Genomic DNA, 14,439 nt, shown 5'->3' with positions numbered 1-14,439 from the left:
CGTCTCAACAAACCCCAGATCCTGATCCATGCAGTCCATTCTTCCATCACCCACTCACCCCATCAAGCCCGGTACCAGCACCGGACAGCACTTTTGGCATACGACCGATCCGCTAACCGATCAACCAAAAAAAACCCTTGACTCGTACTCGCCCGCCGACGGTCAATTGATTGCCCGCGTCACCCCATCGACCAGGGATGATTATGACCAGGTTGTCGAAACCGCTCAGGCTGCTTTTGCCGAGTGGCGGCTGGTTCCGGCCCCCAGACGGGGCGAGATTGTCCGGCAGATGGGGGAGCAGTTTCGGCGGTATAAACGGGAACTCGGTACGCTGGTAAGCTATGAAATGGGAAAATCATTGCAGGAGGGGTTAGGCGAGGTGCAGGAAATCATCGACATCTGCGATTTTGCCGTTGGTCTGTCGCGCCAGTTGTATGGCCTGTCCATGCATTCCGAACGGCCAGCTCACCGGATGCTGGAGCAATGGCATCCGCTCGGTGTTGTGGGTATTATATCGGCGTTTAATTTTCCGGTAGCCGTCTGGTCCTGGAATGCGATGCTGGCCTGGGTTTGTGGCGATGTCTGCATCTGGAAGCCATCGGAAAAAACGCCCCTCACGGCATTGGCCTGTCAGCAGATTATTGGCGAAGTACTGCGGAACAACGACGTACCCGAAGGCGTATCGTGTCTTGTTACGGGCGGCCGCGATGCGGGTGAGTGGTTAGCCCGTGATCCACGGGTGGCGCTGGTATCGGCCACGGGCAGCACCCGCATGGGAAAGGCCGTAGCCGAAGCGGTAGCCGGACGGCTGGGCAAAAGCCTACTCGAACTGGGAGGGAATAATGCCATCATCGTGTCGGAGCATGCTGATCTCGATCTGGCCATTCCAGCCATTGTATTTGGGGCCGTTGGTACCGCCGGACAGCGGTGTACCAGCACCCGCCGGGTCATTGTGCAGGAGAGTATTTACGATGATGTAAAGAGCCGACTCAAAAACGCATACGCGCAATTACGTATAGGCAACCCGTTAGACGAGTCGTTTCATGTAGGCCCGGTTATTGACCAAACCGCTGTCCATACCTACCAGTCAGCGGTCAGAGAAATTCTCGAATCGGGTGGAACATTCGTTGTGGAGCCGGGTCTGGTAGAGGGGTTAGGTTTTGAATCAGGCTGTTATGTCCGGCCGTGCCTTGCTGAAGCTGAAAATGAGTGGCCTATTGTGCAGCGGGAAACCTTCGCACCGATCCTGTATTTGCTGAAATATACAACGCTCGATGAGGCCATCAGGCAGCAAAACGACGTACCGCAAGGGTTGTCATCCGCGATTTTTACCCTGAACATGCGCGAGGCTGAACAATTCCTGGCCGCGACTGGCTCAGATTGTGGCATCGCCAACGTAAACATCGGCACATCGGGGGCCGAAATTGGTGGGGCTTTTGGTGGCGAAAAAGAAACCGGTGGCGGTCGCGAGTCGGGTTCCGATGCCTGGAAAGCGTATATGCGCCGACAAACCAATACGATCAATTACGGTACCACCATGCCGCTGGCTCAGGGCATCACGTTTGAGTTGTAACGTTAATTTTTAAATACATCGGACCACCGAGAATCCCAAGTTTTAGCTAGACTAACTTCGTTAGGTTCGCGGTGGTCCGATGTGTCTTTTTGTGCTGTCAAATTTTTAAAGTTGATAAGAGAGGTTCCTCAGAGCCGACTTTGTTGAACGAGGTTCAGAGGAACCGACAGCACGTAGCCATATAGTCTCTACATACCTCATTTAGGCAGTGTCGGTGTTCCCTCTCCCGTGAGTACATAGCGCATGTTCATGGTCGGAAATTTTGTGGCTATTTCGGCCAGCGACTCGCTGCTGAGGTACGTTTTGTTACCGATATGCCGGTAGAATTTTTCCCGACTGTACCCCAACTCTTTGGCCAACCGGTAAACCGACACATCCTGTGCGGCCAACGCTTCTTTGAGCCACTTTCCCTGAATATTGGTTTTCTTTTCTCGTCTTCCAGCCATAAAACAAAGGTAAAAAATATAGGTATTTTTTGTTGTATATAAGTATTGTTTGTAGTATATTTAATACATGAAAAACGCCGAAAAAACAGACAGAAATTACCTCGAAGTAGGGCAGATTGTGGATAGCTCAACGCTGTTTCTGCCTCAGCCGTGTCTCTACTACCTGATTGATGCTAGGAACGAAGTGGTGTACGTAGGGCAGACGCTAAACCTCCAGTCCCGGCTCCAGGAGCACAAAGCTGCGGGGCTGGAATTTGTGCGGTTCCGCTTCTTCCAGTGCGAAGCGTGTGACCTTGATCGGCTGCAGCAGGGGGCCATTGCCCGACTCAATCCTGTACTCAATAAACCACAGCGAAGCCGGTCAACATCGGGTTGTCTGAGCAAGCCATTGATTTGCCTGAAATACAACATCACCCCCATTGCTTTCGAGCGACTTCGGGAAGTATTTGGGCTGCACCCGACCAGTTCGTTCGGACAGGTAAATTATTACACCCCCGAATCCGTGGAAGCCTGGGTTCGGCGCTTTAAAAAGCTGGTATCATCGGGCAGGCATGTCTTACAGGCCAAGCCTACCTATCTGGCCGTTGGCATCAGCGCCCGAACCAAACAGATTCAGCTTTATACCAAGTAACAAAACCGGGTTTTAGGGGCTGAATCTGGTACTCATTCGCTGTTAATTCTGGTAAACATCGGTGATCTGGCCGGCCCGGCAGCTGAAACTTTCGATGGAGTTTGTCGTCAGTAGGTGATTACATCCATCTACTCTAATCTGCTAGTATGATCACGATCCGTATTGACGAAAAAGACGCCACTCTATTAGCTGTCTCGTTTCCTGATGACACTGTTGGTAATGATCTCATTCGCGAGGTTGCGGGTCGCAGGTGGAGTTATTCTCGCCGGTGCTGGCTGCTGCCAAATACACGTGAGGCCATTGTGCAGATTGGGAAATTATTTGGTAAAGACTATTGTCGGTTCGATGAAGCCATTGTGCGGCTCTACAAACCAACCGCTACTAGTGCTGAGATCGAACAGGCCACCAATCCATTCTGGCCACCCGTAGGGAAATCGGCTAATCGCAAATCTTTCCGGTATGCACCGCCTGCGCATGCCTACAACCAGCACCCAGTTATTGTTGAGTTATGCAACACATTACGTCTACAAAACTACAGTTATAAAACGCTCGGCAATTACAAACAAGCACTCGTCAGCCTAATTCGATATGTCGCTCCCAGATCAATACATGAGCTAACCAAATTTGAGTACCGGCAATACCTGTTGTTCTTGCTGGACAAAAAGCGGTTGAGCAGTTCAACCCTGAACGTTCACATTAACGCCTGGAAATTTTACAGCGAAAAAGTGTTGCTGAGAGATAAAGAGATGTACGACATTGAGTACCCGCGGCAAGCTGCCAAACTTCCAGCGGTGTATAATGTGTGGGAAGTGAAAGCCATTTTTCGAGCCACAACGAGCCTGAAATACCGGACGCTTTTTAAGCTGGTATATGCCACTGGTTTACGACTCAGTGAAGTAGCTAATCTTCGTCTGACAGATGTTGATCGTGTTCGACGGCTTATCATGGTTCGGGCTGGTAAAGGTAAGAAAGGCCGCGTGGTGATGCTTACCGACAAACTTGACGCTGCTATTATTGAGTATCTTGCCTGCTATACACTCAGTAGTGGATCATCCCAAACGTTTTTATTTGAAAACATAGAAACTGGAGAGCCGATTGCCAGGCGCACTATTCAGCAAGTATATAGTGATGCCGTCCACGCTGCTGGTATTCATAAAAAAGGGGGTATTCATACACTCCGGCATAGCTTTGCTACTCATTTACTGGAGGCAGGTACAGACATACGATACATACAGCAATTACTAGGCCATGAAAGCATCCTAACCACTATGCGTTATACCCACGTGAGTGCCGACAAGATTAGTAGCCTTAAATCGCCGTTGGATGATCTGTAGGAATATGCCTGCGGAGTAAGGGGCGCAGCTGGTTTAGGCTATAAAAACGGCTTTTCAGGACATAGCCCGACGTATACCGGAGCATTATCCGTTTATTGCGCTGTATGTTTCCTCTCGAGTCGAATCGATACAATTGCTTATCGGCTCCAAAGAAGTAATCGGGATATCCTTCAATATTCCAGGCGCGCTCGATCAGTTGATTAACTAAAATTTTTTTGCCCACTTATTTTGCAAAAGCTATCCGAACTCTTTAGTATTGAGTCATCATCAACTATCGTTTGATAGACATGTCAAAGGTAGTGATTATAAAAGAACCACTAAACTAGTTCTCGCTGATTTACAGGTTATTGTAGTTTAGCGGATTTGCGCCCAATATTATGTTGGGTGGACATAACAAGCATGAAAAAAGGTACGTGTGCTAGGGCGCGTGTGACAAGTTGCACGTCTCGACAAAGCAACTTTGGGTTTCGTTAGCCGGCTCCAGTCGACACGAGAAACGCCCCGTTGGAAGGGCTTTTTGGGTGGTCTGCGACAAGGGGAACGCCCCGGTTGGGCGGGCTTATATTTGCGGGTCAGCATTCGTAAGACAAGGTGCTCAACAGAACGGCAAAAACTTCGCTAATAAAAATGCCAGATAGAGATTTAGATATAACCAAATTCTCTTACCCATCTTACCGAAAGTTAAAAAAGACGCTTGGTGAGTTTGATGCAGTTGTAGAATGTAACGAAATCGCTATTCGTGAATTCTTAGAGCAAGCTAAGAAGAACGATGCAAAAAAATACATTCAGCAACTGTCAAAAAAGCACAAAGTAAGAGTTGATGAAGTCAGTTTTTTGAAATTTAGCTCAAGAATAAGGCAATATTATGTTACTTCAGTATTACAACAGTCTGAACAGTTTTTTAAAGATTTCAAAAAAGAGTGGGTGAAATACCACAGCGATTTAGTGTGGAACGACCTAGATAAAGGAGAAACGAATTTTCAAAATGTATTGAGAAATACGTCAGTAGTTTTGTCATCTGATATAATTGATATTTATGAATATTACCGAATTGTAAGAAATTATATGTCTCACACAGACAGAGATACCAGTGATATGGCTAAGCGCTTTGGAAAAATTCAAGAAAATAGCAACAATTTTTTAGAAGATTTGCATTTGGTTAATCTACCTAACGAATTAGATAATATCAATTACACTGATTTTTTAATCTTAACTAATATTGTAAAAAACATAGCATACTTAATATCAACTACTTCAAAGCCTAGTAATGACAGAATTGCTGAAATCTTGTTTGATATTTCAAAAGAGAATAATTGTAAAACGTTTAATGGAATAAAGAAACTTAAGAATGACGAAATAAGATTTGAGAAAGCTATCAAAAATTTTATTAGTACTACCTTTGGAAGATTTAGTAGCGATGATTCCAAGTACGTAACAAGCAAGTTGAAAAGTCTACTAGCTTAAAGGTTAAAGCGTCCCCTCCACAAGCCAATTACTTGACCGGTTTGTGAAGGTGAGATTGTGGGTTCGACTCCGACAGTAGACACAAAAGAAGCGGTATATATTGGGCTCCGCGTGGGGTAGTTCTCGGTCGACAGGAAGCATGTCTCGCAGGAAGCCGAGCAGCCCAACCAAACAAGGGTGCAAAGGTGTAGGCGGTTCGTATTCAGTGGATTTGTGTGCCACTTCATCAGCCCTCGCGGGCGTTGGGTGTAGAAACAAGCATAAAAGCAAGTTCGGCGGCTCCGGTCGACAAGCCGCGCTTGACGGACAGGCAGACTTTACGTTAGTAGGTCGGGTCTCGTTTGACGCGAGGCAATTGATTGGTAGTTAGGCTCAAAAAGGCTCCCGTCGACAAGCCGTACTTGGGGGTTTGGACAGGTTAAAAGCGGGTTCGCTCGACAAATTGGACTTTAGTGTCGGGCAGAGATTTACATACGAATTATGAGCATACCCAAAAATCATCACTACGTATCCCAATGCCACATCAAGAACTTCTTCAATGTTGAAGATGAAAGAATTTATCTCTTTGATAAACAACTGAATAATTTCTTTTCTAAACCCACTACCAAAACTGTATTCAGTGAAGACCTGTCAAATTCAAGAGTTGTCAATGGTATGATAGACCATACTTCGTTGGAGACAGATTTGAAAAAGTATGAAGATTATTTTCAACTGCATTTTGAAGCAGTTAAGAAATACGCGGAAGAGTCCAAGAGTAATTATTCTAGTAACTACACGTCAGCATTTCTCGAATTAATAAAATATGGAATAGCAAGTGAGACAAGGCATCCAATAATAAAAAAATACATGGATGACCAAATTGACGAGGCACTTTTCGGGCGAATACTTCCTTATGCTGCACCAGAACTCAAAGCAGAACTTGAGAAGCAACAAGAAATACGTTCAATGACAAGCTATTCTAATTCAATTGACTATTCTGAATTTGCTGAAGAAGTTCTAAAGCGAATGGGTGACTTATGTGTAATAGTATATGTAATAAAAACGGATGATTACTTTATACTTCCTGATAGATATTCATTGGTTATCAGAGAAAAAATTAATGAATATTTTAATCCGGACGTTAAAGAGATTGCATTTGTTGCTACTCCTTTATCCAGTAAAATATTCTTTGTTGCCTCTTCAAAGAAATTTTTAAATGGTCGTAATACTGCTGTTGAAATCACTGAAAATAACCGGCATGTAGTTTACGATATAAATAAAGATCTTTACGAGTGGGCGTTGAAACAAGTTGCATGTGAAGATAGAATGTATCTCGCTGATTTAGTAAGTCGAATACAGTTAGATAAGCGATAGCTTAAATTGAATGGGCAGCTTCCCGTCGACAGGACGCACGTCCCGAGGGAAAGCTTGGCAGCCCAACCAAACGAGGGTGTAAAGGTTGACGCTGTGGTTGTTCAGGGACGTAGTGTTATCATCCATCAGCCCTCGCGGGCGTTGGGTGCGAGTCCATCAAGTGTTCGTTTGGCAGGTTACTGGCGACAGGTTTCACGTCTCAAAAGTGAGGCTTTGGGCTTATTCGGCAGGTTCCGTGTGACAGAGGAGACGCCCCAGTCAGGGGCTTTTAAGAGTGGAAGAGCTACGTCTTTTGTGACAAGTAAGCCGTCTGAGATGGCAAGTAAATCAGAAATTAATGAAATGGAATTGGTTTGAAAAGCCATTAGCTTTCAAAGTAACCTATGACTTGACAGGTGCGGGTTGGGCACACGTTGGGTTTGAGATTGCAGGACGAAAAGTGGACATGAGCGTTTCTTATCTGCATGACACTCTAGAAGAACTTACGTCAGCCGCATTACACTTAATTCAAGGTGAATCTATTCATGAAGTTGTAATTTTTATGGATGAACCGGGCGAGTGCCAGTTAGAATTAAAACGTGAAACAGATAAGCTGACTGCAATTATTACTCATTTCGAAGATTGGAAAAGTTGGGGCAGTTTTGACGAGAGTAAACACAAAGCCAATATCCTAATTGAATTTGAAGTCTCGACTAAAAAGTTTGCGATGGAAGTCCTTAATGTTCTCTACAAGTTGCATCAACAATATGGGCTGGAAGGCTATAGAGAGCAGTGGGTTGAGAACGACTTTCCTCTTGAAAAATATCAGGCTCTGGAAGTAGCTATCAAACAATATTCTTAAGCGGATTGTGCGTTATTATCCGCTCCGCGTGGGAAGTCCTCCGCTGACAAGACGCACGTCCCGAAGGAAAGTTTTCAGCCCAACCAAATGAGGGTGTAAAGGTTGAGGGTACCTGTGTTATTCTGAGTGGTGTCCTCATCCATCAACCCTCATGGTCGTTGGGTGCATAGCTAGACAGTAAAAAAGCACATGTGCCGTCTTCTGTGCGACAGACCGCCCGGCTCATCAGACAACCTTTTCGATTCGTTAGGCAGGTTTCGGTTGACAGACCAAATATCGAAGTTAGGAAGCCTAACAGATCAATTTAGTTTTGTGCGATAGAATAAACGGCGTATTCTTTCATAAACTTCAGTGCTAAAATTCTTATTTATAAATCTATGATCCAATTTGATCTATTTAATTCGTCGACACCTACAAATGGGTCTTACCCTTATTCTATTAAAGTCCCTGTTTATGTATCAGATATAAAGTCTGCATCAGATTTATTTGACACTATTGATTACAATTATTTGGTTAAGAGTATAATAAGAACTATAGATGAATACAATCAGAGTTCAAAAGAAATAAAATACGCTAAAAAGAAAAAGACATATGAACGTGTTGTTAAAGGAATTGATTATGAAGAAACGATCATCGGAGATAGGCCTGCTTTACTAATAAAAACAACTGCTTATAACACAAATTATATTGATGGTTTTTATGAGGAAAGAAATAAAGTAGCATTAACAAAAGACTCTAAAATTGGAAGCGATAACAATTTTATGTTAATGTATCCTCATATCTCTGGTTTAAACCAAGTTCAGTATAAATATTATTGGATCATTCTCCTTTACGAAGATCCAAACAAAGTCTTCAATGAACTTGCTAGCACAGCAAAGGCAGTTTTAAATAAAGTATTAAACATTAAAATAGAGAACATTAAATTAAAGAAAGTTATTAATGATATAACCATAAAAAAAGTTGCTCCGGAATTGATTATACGCTTAGTAACTGTAGATCACGATGTGGATAACGAACAACCAGAACTTAAGCGTTATCTTATAGAAGCAAAAAATAAGATTGTGATTGAGCGTAGATATAAAAATTTACCTGCAGAAGAAACAATTTCCCTTTTAGAGAACAGACAAGATACTAGGAAAAAATTTCAAAATATTAAACGAGTAATATTCGGTAATCAAGAGTATAGATATACTCAATCTTCAGAAGGAGAATTAAACCAAAGGATAAAAGAAACAGTTGAAGAGATATATAATTCAGAAATACCTATCAGTGAAAAAGACTTGCAGGATAACCTATATAATCATACATTTGTTATAGATAAGTTTAAGCAAGTTTTAACGGAATATTGGACTGAAAATGAAGGATGAAACAATTGTTAATCTATTTTCAGATATGTCAAGTTTAAGCTTTGGCATTTTTAGTGTCGCTATATCAATATTTACCGTCTTGTATGCATTTATATTAAGTCGAAAAGATAGTTTAAGAGAATTAAACGATATTATTAAAACTGGTAATGCGAATCCATATTTGTCGCATAAAGTTTCTATTTTCATTGCGCACACTAATAAGTGGCGTGCTATAAATAAACACATGCTAGTAATCATCATCTCGTCAATATTGATTTACGCACTATGTATATTTTTTAAGTATATACCCGTTACGTGTTTTACAAAATTCATGGTCAAAATAATGTTAGTCTTATCAGGCATATTGATCACGTATATTGGCATTATGATGGCTGTCGTTTTTAAGCGTTATTTTAAAGAAACAAGTATAAACTGATATCGATTGTGCTCCGTGTAGGGTAGCTTCCCTGTGACAGGATGCTCGTCCCGAATCAGAATCGGCAGCCCAACCAAACGAGGGTGTAAAGTTGAGAGTTGCGTTTGTTCAGGAACGTAGCGTGCTCATCCATCAGCCCTCGTGGGCGTTGGGTGAACCGGCCAAGATGTGCGTTCAAGGCGGGTTCCCTGCGACAGGGCGCACGGCTCGACAGGGCAGCTTTTGGGCTCGCTAGTCAGCTTTCGGTCGACAGGTTGCAGGCCGCAGAAGTTAGGCTTTCGGTTCGTTCTGCATGTTCCGGGCGACACGAGAAATATCCTGGTAAGAACAACACTAATTCTTTTAACATTCGATTCTTAAATCTCTTAAAAATGATCAACCCCTTTTCCACTAAGCCATCGTCAAAAGTAAGTACTGAAGACCTCAAAAGACGAGAGACACTAATAAAGGCTGTTCTGTATGTGGCCGCTTTCTTTTTAGTAGCTAACCTTGGATACAATATCTTTCTTCTGGTTTCTCACAAAGTTGATTCATTGAACGAACTAGTGGGAAGAAACTCTTTCTCAATGGGCGGCTTTGGGGCATCCTTACTTCTAAGCTCTTATGCGTTGAAAAAGATTAAAGCCGAGTTGAGCGGCCGAGATTAATAAAGCCGCTTCGTGTGGAGTAGCTTCCCGTCGACAGGACGCACGTCCCGAGGGAAACCTGGCAGCCCAACCAAATGAGGGTGTAAAGGTTGGGGCTACGTTTGTTGTTTGGAGTTGCTTCCTTATCCATCAACCCTCATGGTCGTTGGGTGCGCCAGACAGGTATATAAATGATTGTGGTACATCGCTCCGGCGACAGGGCGCACGTCTCGGACAGGCAAGATTTTTTGGTTTTTATTTCCAGCTTTCGGCTGACAGGGCAAACGCCCCAGTTAGGATGGCTTAGGTTCGTTGGTCAGTTTCGGTTGACACGAGAATCACCCCAAGTGGGTAAGCTTTCATTAATAACTAATTAGTTGCTGCTGACTCACGACCAGCATACCGACATCTTGGACTAACAATTCTTCCAGCAACGCCCAGCGAGTTTCCAAAAAAGCGGTCAACTCCCGATTGCGCATGTTGCCTAAGCGCAGATAAACCAGCCGGGGCGGTGTCCCTTTGAGAAAAAACGCATCGGGAAAGTCTGAGTCTTTAGTCACAATAATACGCTGTTCTCGCAGGGCTATTTTGGCAATATCCGCATCCTGCAACAGATGACCTTCTGGAAAGTGAGTCGTGTGAATGGCATCCGCACCCTTCCAGCGCAGGTAGGTTGCCAGCATGGGCGGTAGCTGGGTGTCGACCAGAAACTTGAACACAGGTAATTAAGAGGCTAGTGGCAACGCCACAATACTACGGGCGTTAGCAATGTGAGCCGCATAAAGTAAAGCAGCTTGAATGTCAGCTTCTTCCAAGTAAGGGTAATCAGCTAAGATTTCTTGATGGGTCATGCCTGCAGCCAGCAGTTCGAGCAGTTGGGCCACCGTGAAGCGCATGTTGCGCAGGGTTGGCTTGCCTTGACTGACCGCTGGATTGAGGGTGACACGAGCCAGAAGATTTTCCATCATGAATGAACGTTTCCACGAAGCTACAACTTTTTGGCTTTTCTTTGCTGTCTACTGTTGATTGGCGGTTTGTCAGGCGACAGGACGCTCGTGCCGAAGGAGGGTTTGCAGCCCAACCCAATGAGGGTATAAAGGTTGACGTTACGTTTGTTATCTTGAGTAGCGTTATCATCCATCAGCCCTCGCGGGCGTTGGGTGGACACAACCGCGGATAACGTGGTGGGCGGCTTCGGTCGATAGGGGGCACGGCTCAACAAGTAAGACTTTGGCTCGTTAGGTGGCTCCCGTTGACAAGCCAAGCGCCCCGCAGTTTGGTTTTGACAGGTTGAGCAGCTTTCTTGCGACAGAGGCAACGCGGCACAGGCCGCCCTGCCTAATTTTGCTGCTCGATAATAGCTTCGCGCTCGGTATAATAATTTGATGGGGTTATACGCCCCCGATCAACTATGCAACCCCAAATGGATAAGAAAAGCTTAGAAAAGGCCTACCGTCTGTTTGACAGTGGTGACATTGATAACATAGAGGTTGGCACAATCAAAGGGTTACAACAAATTCACAAATACTTGTTTGACGGGCTATATGAGTTTGCCGGGAAGATTCGCACGCAGAATATCTCTAAAGGTGGCTTTCGCTTCGCAACAGCCTTGTATTTGAACGAAATCTTGCCTAAAGTCGAACAAATGCCGGAGAAGACCTTCAAGCAAATCATTGCCAAGTATGTGGAGATGAATATTGTCCATCCCTTCATGGAGGGTAACGGTAGGAGCATGCGGATTTGGCTGGATATGCTACTGAAAACGAGGCTCAAAAAAGTGGTTAACTGGCAGTTTGTAGACAAGATACTGTATCTGCAAGCCATGGAACGCAGCCCAGTGAATGATCTTGAATTAAGAACGTTGCTGGTCGCTAATTTAACCGACGAGATTAACAATAGAGAGATCATCTTTAAAGGAATTGAGCAATCGTATTATTATGAGGGCTACCGAAAGGATGACGATGAGTCGTAGTTGTGCTACTACCCATTTGCGGGCGACAGGGAGCACGTCCCGAAGGAAGCCGGGGCAGCCCAACCAAACGAGAGTGTAAAGGTTCGAGCATGTTTGTTGCGTGAATTTGCGTGCTGCTCCATCATCGCATAGTGTCGTTGGGTGGTCCAAACAAGCATAAAAGTGTGAGCGGTCAGCTTGCGTGAGACAGGCCGCACGTCTTGCAGGATAACATTTGGGCTTGCATTTCTGGGTTCCGGTTGACAACGTGAACGCTCTGGTTAGGCCGGTTTTGTTTTGCGGGGTAGCTCGTGGGAGACAGGCCAACAGCCCCTGACAGACAATATTTTATTTATCACCGTAACAATGAATTTTAGTTTTAGATGAAAGAGTATCAGATTTTACGTGTGTCCAACTTTTGGTCAACAAAAACGCTTCGGGAAGACGCTCAAAAGCTAATCAACGAAAAAAGTGCTGAAGGATGGGAGGTCGTCTCCGTCTCTTTTGGCGTCACAGTTTGGCTGGTTCTTTCCTTTTACATTACATTGTCCAAGTCAAAGTAGAGTTGCGTAGGCATGCTTCCCGTCGACGGGAAGCACGACCCGGTAGAGAGTCAGCAGCCCAACCGGCAGGGGGTGTAAAGGCAGGCGGCTACGGTTGTTGTTTGAAATGGTCTCAGGGGACATCAGCCCCTGTGGTCATTGGGTGCGCCAGATAAGCTGAAAGGGATTGTTTGCGGTCTGCCACGCGACAAACCGCCCGTCTCGACAGGTTGACTTTATAGGCTCTTTATACGGCTTCGGTTGACATAAGACACACCGGAGTTAGGCAAATTTGGTTTGTTAGGTTGAGCTCCAGCGATAGGCTAACCGCCCCAGTAAGGCAAGTTTTTTACAATCAATAAAATGTCGTTTCAATCATACTTAGCCAATATCAAGGCCAAAACAGGCCATGGTCCTGACGATTTCCGACGCTTAGCCGATGAGAAGGGCTTCTCAGTAGCTGGTAAGTTGAGCGACAAGGTCAAAGCCGGTGAAGTTGTTACTTGGCTAAAAGATGATTTCGATTTAGGACACGGCCATGCAATGGCTGTTTACGCGCTCCTAAAGGGTATCAAGGACGAGAATAGTGAATAAACTTCGCTCCGCGTGGGCTGGCAGCCGGGCGACAGGATTCAGGCCGTAGAGTCAGGCCGAGCAGCCCAACCCAACAGGGGGTGTAAAGGTTGAGGTAGTTTGCGTTCAGTCACGTAGTGCGCTTACCATCAGCCCTTGTGGCCGTCAGATAAAGCCAACAAGCCGTTTCTGGCGGGATGGGTTTCATGTGACAACTTGCCCATCTTACGGAGTAGATTCGGGCTTTCATTTTCGGGCCTTACAGGAAAAACGCCCCGACTCTTATTATTTTAGTTTTGAAATACGTGTTTGATGGCTTCGCCTATCGGCATAGAAAAAAGAGATATTATGATGTTTGTACGAAGGGAATACGCTAAAATGACACTCGACCAACTTGTGTCAGAAGAGAAAAAGATGAATTCACGGAAAATTCCAGTTGCGCTGTTCATCGGTTTTTTAGTTGGCATCGCTGTTTGGTCGGCCACACACAACGGAGGTTTTGTGCTAACCGGTATTTTACTTACTAGTGCTGTTTTATCTGGCAGCGTATATTCAAAAAACTTCAAGAGTATCCAGGCAGAAATAAGCCGCAGGAATACGGTTGGTTAATTCGCTCCGCATGGCGGGTGTCTGTCGGCAGGCCGCGCATTCCGACTAATGTTCGTAACTTAACAAATAAGGGTGCAGGGGTTGGAAGTCGTTATATAAAAACGATTCTCAACGGCAGGATTTTGGCACTAATGTCTGTTCTTCTGACGATAGAGTGAACACCCACGAAGAGGCAGACACAAAACCCAATTAGTTGAAGGTGAAAAGCGAGAGTAGGGCACTTAATGAGACGGACGTTTTAGACAACGGACCCTTCTACCACGGGACGAAAGCGGATTTGCAGGTTGGCGATTTATTGACAGCAGGCTTCAGGTCGAACTACAAACCCGAAGTCATCATGAATCATATTTATTTTACAGCCCTGGCTAATGGGGCGGGACTGGCGGCAGCCCTGGCCACTGGCACTGGCCGCGAACGTGTTTATAAGGTTGAACCGACGGGAAGCTTTGAACACGATCCGAATGTGACGGACAAAAAATTTCCAGGAAACCCAACACGTTCCTACCGCAGTCAGGCACCCTTAAAAATCGTTGGCGAAGTTACCGATTGGGTAAGGCAAACGCCTGAAGAACGCCAAATGTGGCGCGAAAGGTTAGCAAATATCAACGCGGATCCAAGCGCAGAAATCATCAATTAGCGCCACTCACATTAAAACGACCCGGGGCGTACAGCATCTTAAAATGCGTGTCAGGAGTGTTTGTCTAACCCAATCGT

General features: G+C 45.0%; 16 protein-coding genes. 13 read left to right on the top strand and 3 right to left on the bottom strand.

Going from position 1 to position 14,439, the window contains the following annotated elements:
• Window positions 1–28 precede the first annotated feature (28 nt).
• On the top strand, window positions 29–1,573 hold the full coding sequence (gene amaB, locus ACYU87_RS04880; RefSeq protein WP_461132896.1) for an L-piperidine-6-carboxylate dehydrogenase: 1,545 nt from the start codon (window positions 29–31) through the stop codon (window positions 1,571–1,573).
• A gap of 197 nt (window positions 1,574–1,770) precedes the next feature.
• On the opposite strand, the gene ACYU87_RS04875 is transcribed toward amaB, so the two are convergent.
• Window positions 1,771–2,019: a helix-turn-helix domain-containing protein gene (locus ACYU87_RS04875; protein WP_461132895.1), complete on the bottom strand. Its 249-nt coding sequence runs from the start codon at window positions 2,017–2,019 to the stop codon at window positions 1,771–1,773.
• 67 nt (window positions 2,020–2,086) lie between these two features.
• On the opposite strand from ACYU87_RS04875, the gene ACYU87_RS04870 reads away from it, so the two are divergent.
• The 6 genes from ACYU87_RS04870 to ACYU87_RS04845 all read left to right on the top strand — a co-directional run bounded on the left by ACYU87_RS04870 (window position 2,087) and on the right by ACYU87_RS04845 (window position 9,009).
• The gene (locus tag ACYU87_RS04870; RefSeq protein ID WP_461132894.1) at window positions 2,087–2,650 is read left to right on the top strand and encodes a GIY-YIG nuclease family protein; all 564 of its coding nucleotides are present in this window, start codon (window positions 2,087–2,089) and stop codon (window positions 2,648–2,650) included.
• 146 nt (window positions 2,651–2,796) lie between these two features.
• Window positions 2,797–3,984 carry a tyrosine-type recombinase/integrase gene (locus ACYU87_RS04865; protein WP_461132893.1) on the top strand — a complete coding sequence of 396 codons (1,188 nt, stop codon included), beginning with the start codon at window positions 2,797–2,799 and terminating at the stop codon, window positions 3,982–3,984.
• A gap of 627 nt (window positions 3,985–4,611) precedes the next feature.
• Entirely contained in the window at window positions 4,612–5,448 is an 837-nt protein-coding gene (locus tag ACYU87_RS04860) for a hypothetical protein (RefSeq protein WP_461132892.1), read from the top strand.
• Window positions 5,449–5,928: 480 nt separating this feature from the next.
• Complete coding sequence (locus ACYU87_RS04855; protein WP_461132891.1) at window positions 5,929–6,801, top strand: DUF4238 domain-containing protein; 873 nt, start codon at window positions 5,929–5,931, stop codon at window positions 6,799–6,801.
• Window positions 6,802–7,138: 337 nt separating this feature from the next.
• Complete coding sequence (locus tag ACYU87_RS04850) at window positions 7,139–7,642, top strand: hypothetical protein (RefSeq protein WP_461132890.1); 504 nt, start codon at window positions 7,139–7,141, stop codon at window positions 7,640–7,642.
• A 377-nt stretch (window positions 7,643–8,019) separates the two neighbouring features.
• Entirely contained in the window at window positions 8,020–9,009 is a 990-nt protein-coding gene (locus tag ACYU87_RS04845) for a hypothetical protein (RefSeq protein ID WP_461132889.1), read from the top strand.
• 1,403 nt (window positions 9,010–10,412) lie between these two features.
• Here the strand turns inward: ACYU87_RS04845 and ACYU87_RS04840 are convergent.
• Both ACYU87_RS04840 and ACYU87_RS04835 read right to left on the bottom strand, forming a co-directional pair.
• Window positions 10,413–10,769, bottom strand: a complete 357-nt coding sequence (locus tag ACYU87_RS04840) for a DUF5615 family PIN-like protein (protein ID WP_461132888.1) — start codon at window positions 10,767–10,769, stop codon at window positions 10,413–10,415.
• Window positions 10,770–10,775: 6 nt separating this feature from the next.
• On the bottom strand, window positions 10,776–11,018 hold the full coding sequence (locus ACYU87_RS04835; RefSeq protein ID WP_460984858.1) for a DUF433 domain-containing protein: 243 nt from the start codon (window positions 11,016–11,018) through the stop codon (window positions 10,776–10,778).
• A 2-nt stretch (window positions 11,019–11,020) separates the two neighbouring features.
• On the opposite strand from ACYU87_RS04835, the gene ACYU87_RS04830 reads away from it, so the two are divergent.
• The 6 genes from ACYU87_RS04830 (at window position 11,021) to arr (ending at window position 14,362) form a co-directional block, all read left to right on the top strand.
• Window positions 11,021–11,230 carry a hypothetical protein gene (locus ACYU87_RS04830; RefSeq protein WP_461132887.1) on the top strand — a complete coding sequence of 70 codons (210 nt, stop codon included), beginning with the start codon at window positions 11,021–11,023 and terminating at the stop codon, window positions 11,228–11,230.
• 243 nt (window positions 11,231–11,473) lie between these two features.
• On the top strand, window positions 11,474–12,022 hold the full coding sequence (fic, locus tag ACYU87_RS04825) for a protein adenylyltransferase Fic (RefSeq protein ID WP_461132886.1): 549 nt from the start codon (window positions 11,474–11,476) through the stop codon (window positions 12,020–12,022).
• A 362-nt stretch (window positions 12,023–12,384) separates the two neighbouring features.
• Window positions 12,385–12,564, top strand: coding sequence for a DUF4177 domain-containing protein (locus ACYU87_RS04820; protein WP_461132885.1), 180 nt, complete (start codon window positions 12,385–12,387; stop codon window positions 12,562–12,564).
• Between the two features lie 342 nt (window positions 12,565–12,906).
• The gene (locus ACYU87_RS04815; RefSeq protein ID WP_461132884.1) at window positions 12,907–13,137 is read left to right on the top strand and encodes a DUF4287 domain-containing protein; all 231 of its coding nucleotides are present in this window, start codon (window positions 12,907–12,909) and stop codon (window positions 13,135–13,137) included.
• Window positions 13,138–13,428: 291 nt separating this feature from the next.
• Window positions 13,429–13,725, top strand: coding sequence for a hypothetical protein (locus ACYU87_RS04810; RefSeq protein ID WP_461132883.1), 297 nt, complete (start codon window positions 13,429–13,431; stop codon window positions 13,723–13,725).
• A 199-nt stretch (window positions 13,726–13,924) separates the two neighbouring features.
• Window positions 13,925–14,362, top strand: coding sequence for an NAD(+)--rifampin ADP-ribosyltransferase (gene arr / locus ACYU87_RS04805; protein ID WP_461132882.1), 438 nt, complete (start codon window positions 13,925–13,927; stop codon window positions 14,360–14,362).
• Window positions 14,363–14,439 lie beyond the last annotated feature (77 nt).

It is taken from the genome of Spirosoma lituiforme (assembly GCF_054776635.1).
This window is presented reverse-complemented; position numbering and strand designations above follow the sequence as displayed.

What these genes read in the sequence shown, in the direction of transcription:
- amaB (WP_461132896.1), top strand. Translation starts at nt 29, where the DNA reads ATGCAGTCCATTCTTCCATCACCCACTCACCCCATCAAGCCCGGTACC.
- ACYU87_RS04875 (WP_461132895.1), bottom strand. Translation starts at nt 2,019, where the DNA reads ATGGCTGGAAGACGAGAAAAGAAAACCAATATTCAGGGAAAGTGGCTC.
- ACYU87_RS04870 (WP_461132894.1), top strand. Translation starts at nt 2,087, where the DNA reads ATGAAAAACGCCGAAAAAACAGACAGAAATTACCTCGAAGTAGGGCAG.
- ACYU87_RS04865 (WP_461132893.1), top strand. Translation starts at nt 2,797, where the DNA reads ATGATCACGATCCGTATTGACGAAAAAGACGCCACTCTATTAGCTGTC.
- ACYU87_RS04860 (WP_461132892.1), top strand. Translation starts at nt 4,612, where the DNA reads ATGCCAGATAGAGATTTAGATATAACCAAATTCTCTTACCCATCTTAC.
- ACYU87_RS04855 (WP_461132891.1), top strand. Translation starts at nt 5,929, where the DNA reads ATGAGCATACCCAAAAATCATCACTACGTATCCCAATGCCACATCAAG.
- ACYU87_RS04850 (WP_461132890.1), top strand. Translation starts at nt 7,139, where the DNA reads ATGAAATGGAATTGGTTTGAAAAGCCATTAGCTTTCAAAGTAACCTAT.
- ACYU87_RS04845 (WP_461132889.1), top strand. Translation starts at nt 8,020, where the DNA reads ATGATCCAATTTGATCTATTTAATTCGTCGACACCTACAAATGGGTCT.
- ACYU87_RS04835 (WP_460984858.1), bottom strand. Translation starts at nt 11,018, where the DNA reads ATGATGGAAAATCTTCTGGCTCGTGTCACCCTCAATCCAGCGGTCAGT.
- ACYU87_RS04830 (WP_461132887.1), top strand. Translation starts at nt 11,021, where the DNA reads ATGAACGTTTCCACGAAGCTACAACTTTTTGGCTTTTCTTTGCTGTCT.
- fic (WP_461132886.1), top strand. Translation starts at nt 11,474, where the DNA reads ATGGATAAGAAAAGCTTAGAAAAGGCCTACCGTCTGTTTGACAGTGGT.
- ACYU87_RS04820 (WP_461132885.1), top strand. Translation starts at nt 12,385, where the DNA reads ATGAAAGAGTATCAGATTTTACGTGTGTCCAACTTTTGGTCAACAAAA.
- ACYU87_RS04815 (WP_461132884.1), top strand. Translation starts at nt 12,907, where the DNA reads ATGTCGTTTCAATCATACTTAGCCAATATCAAGGCCAAAACAGGCCAT.
- ACYU87_RS04810 (WP_461132883.1), top strand. Translation starts at nt 13,429, where the DNA reads ATGGCTTCGCCTATCGGCATAGAAAAAAGAGATATTATGATGTTTGTA.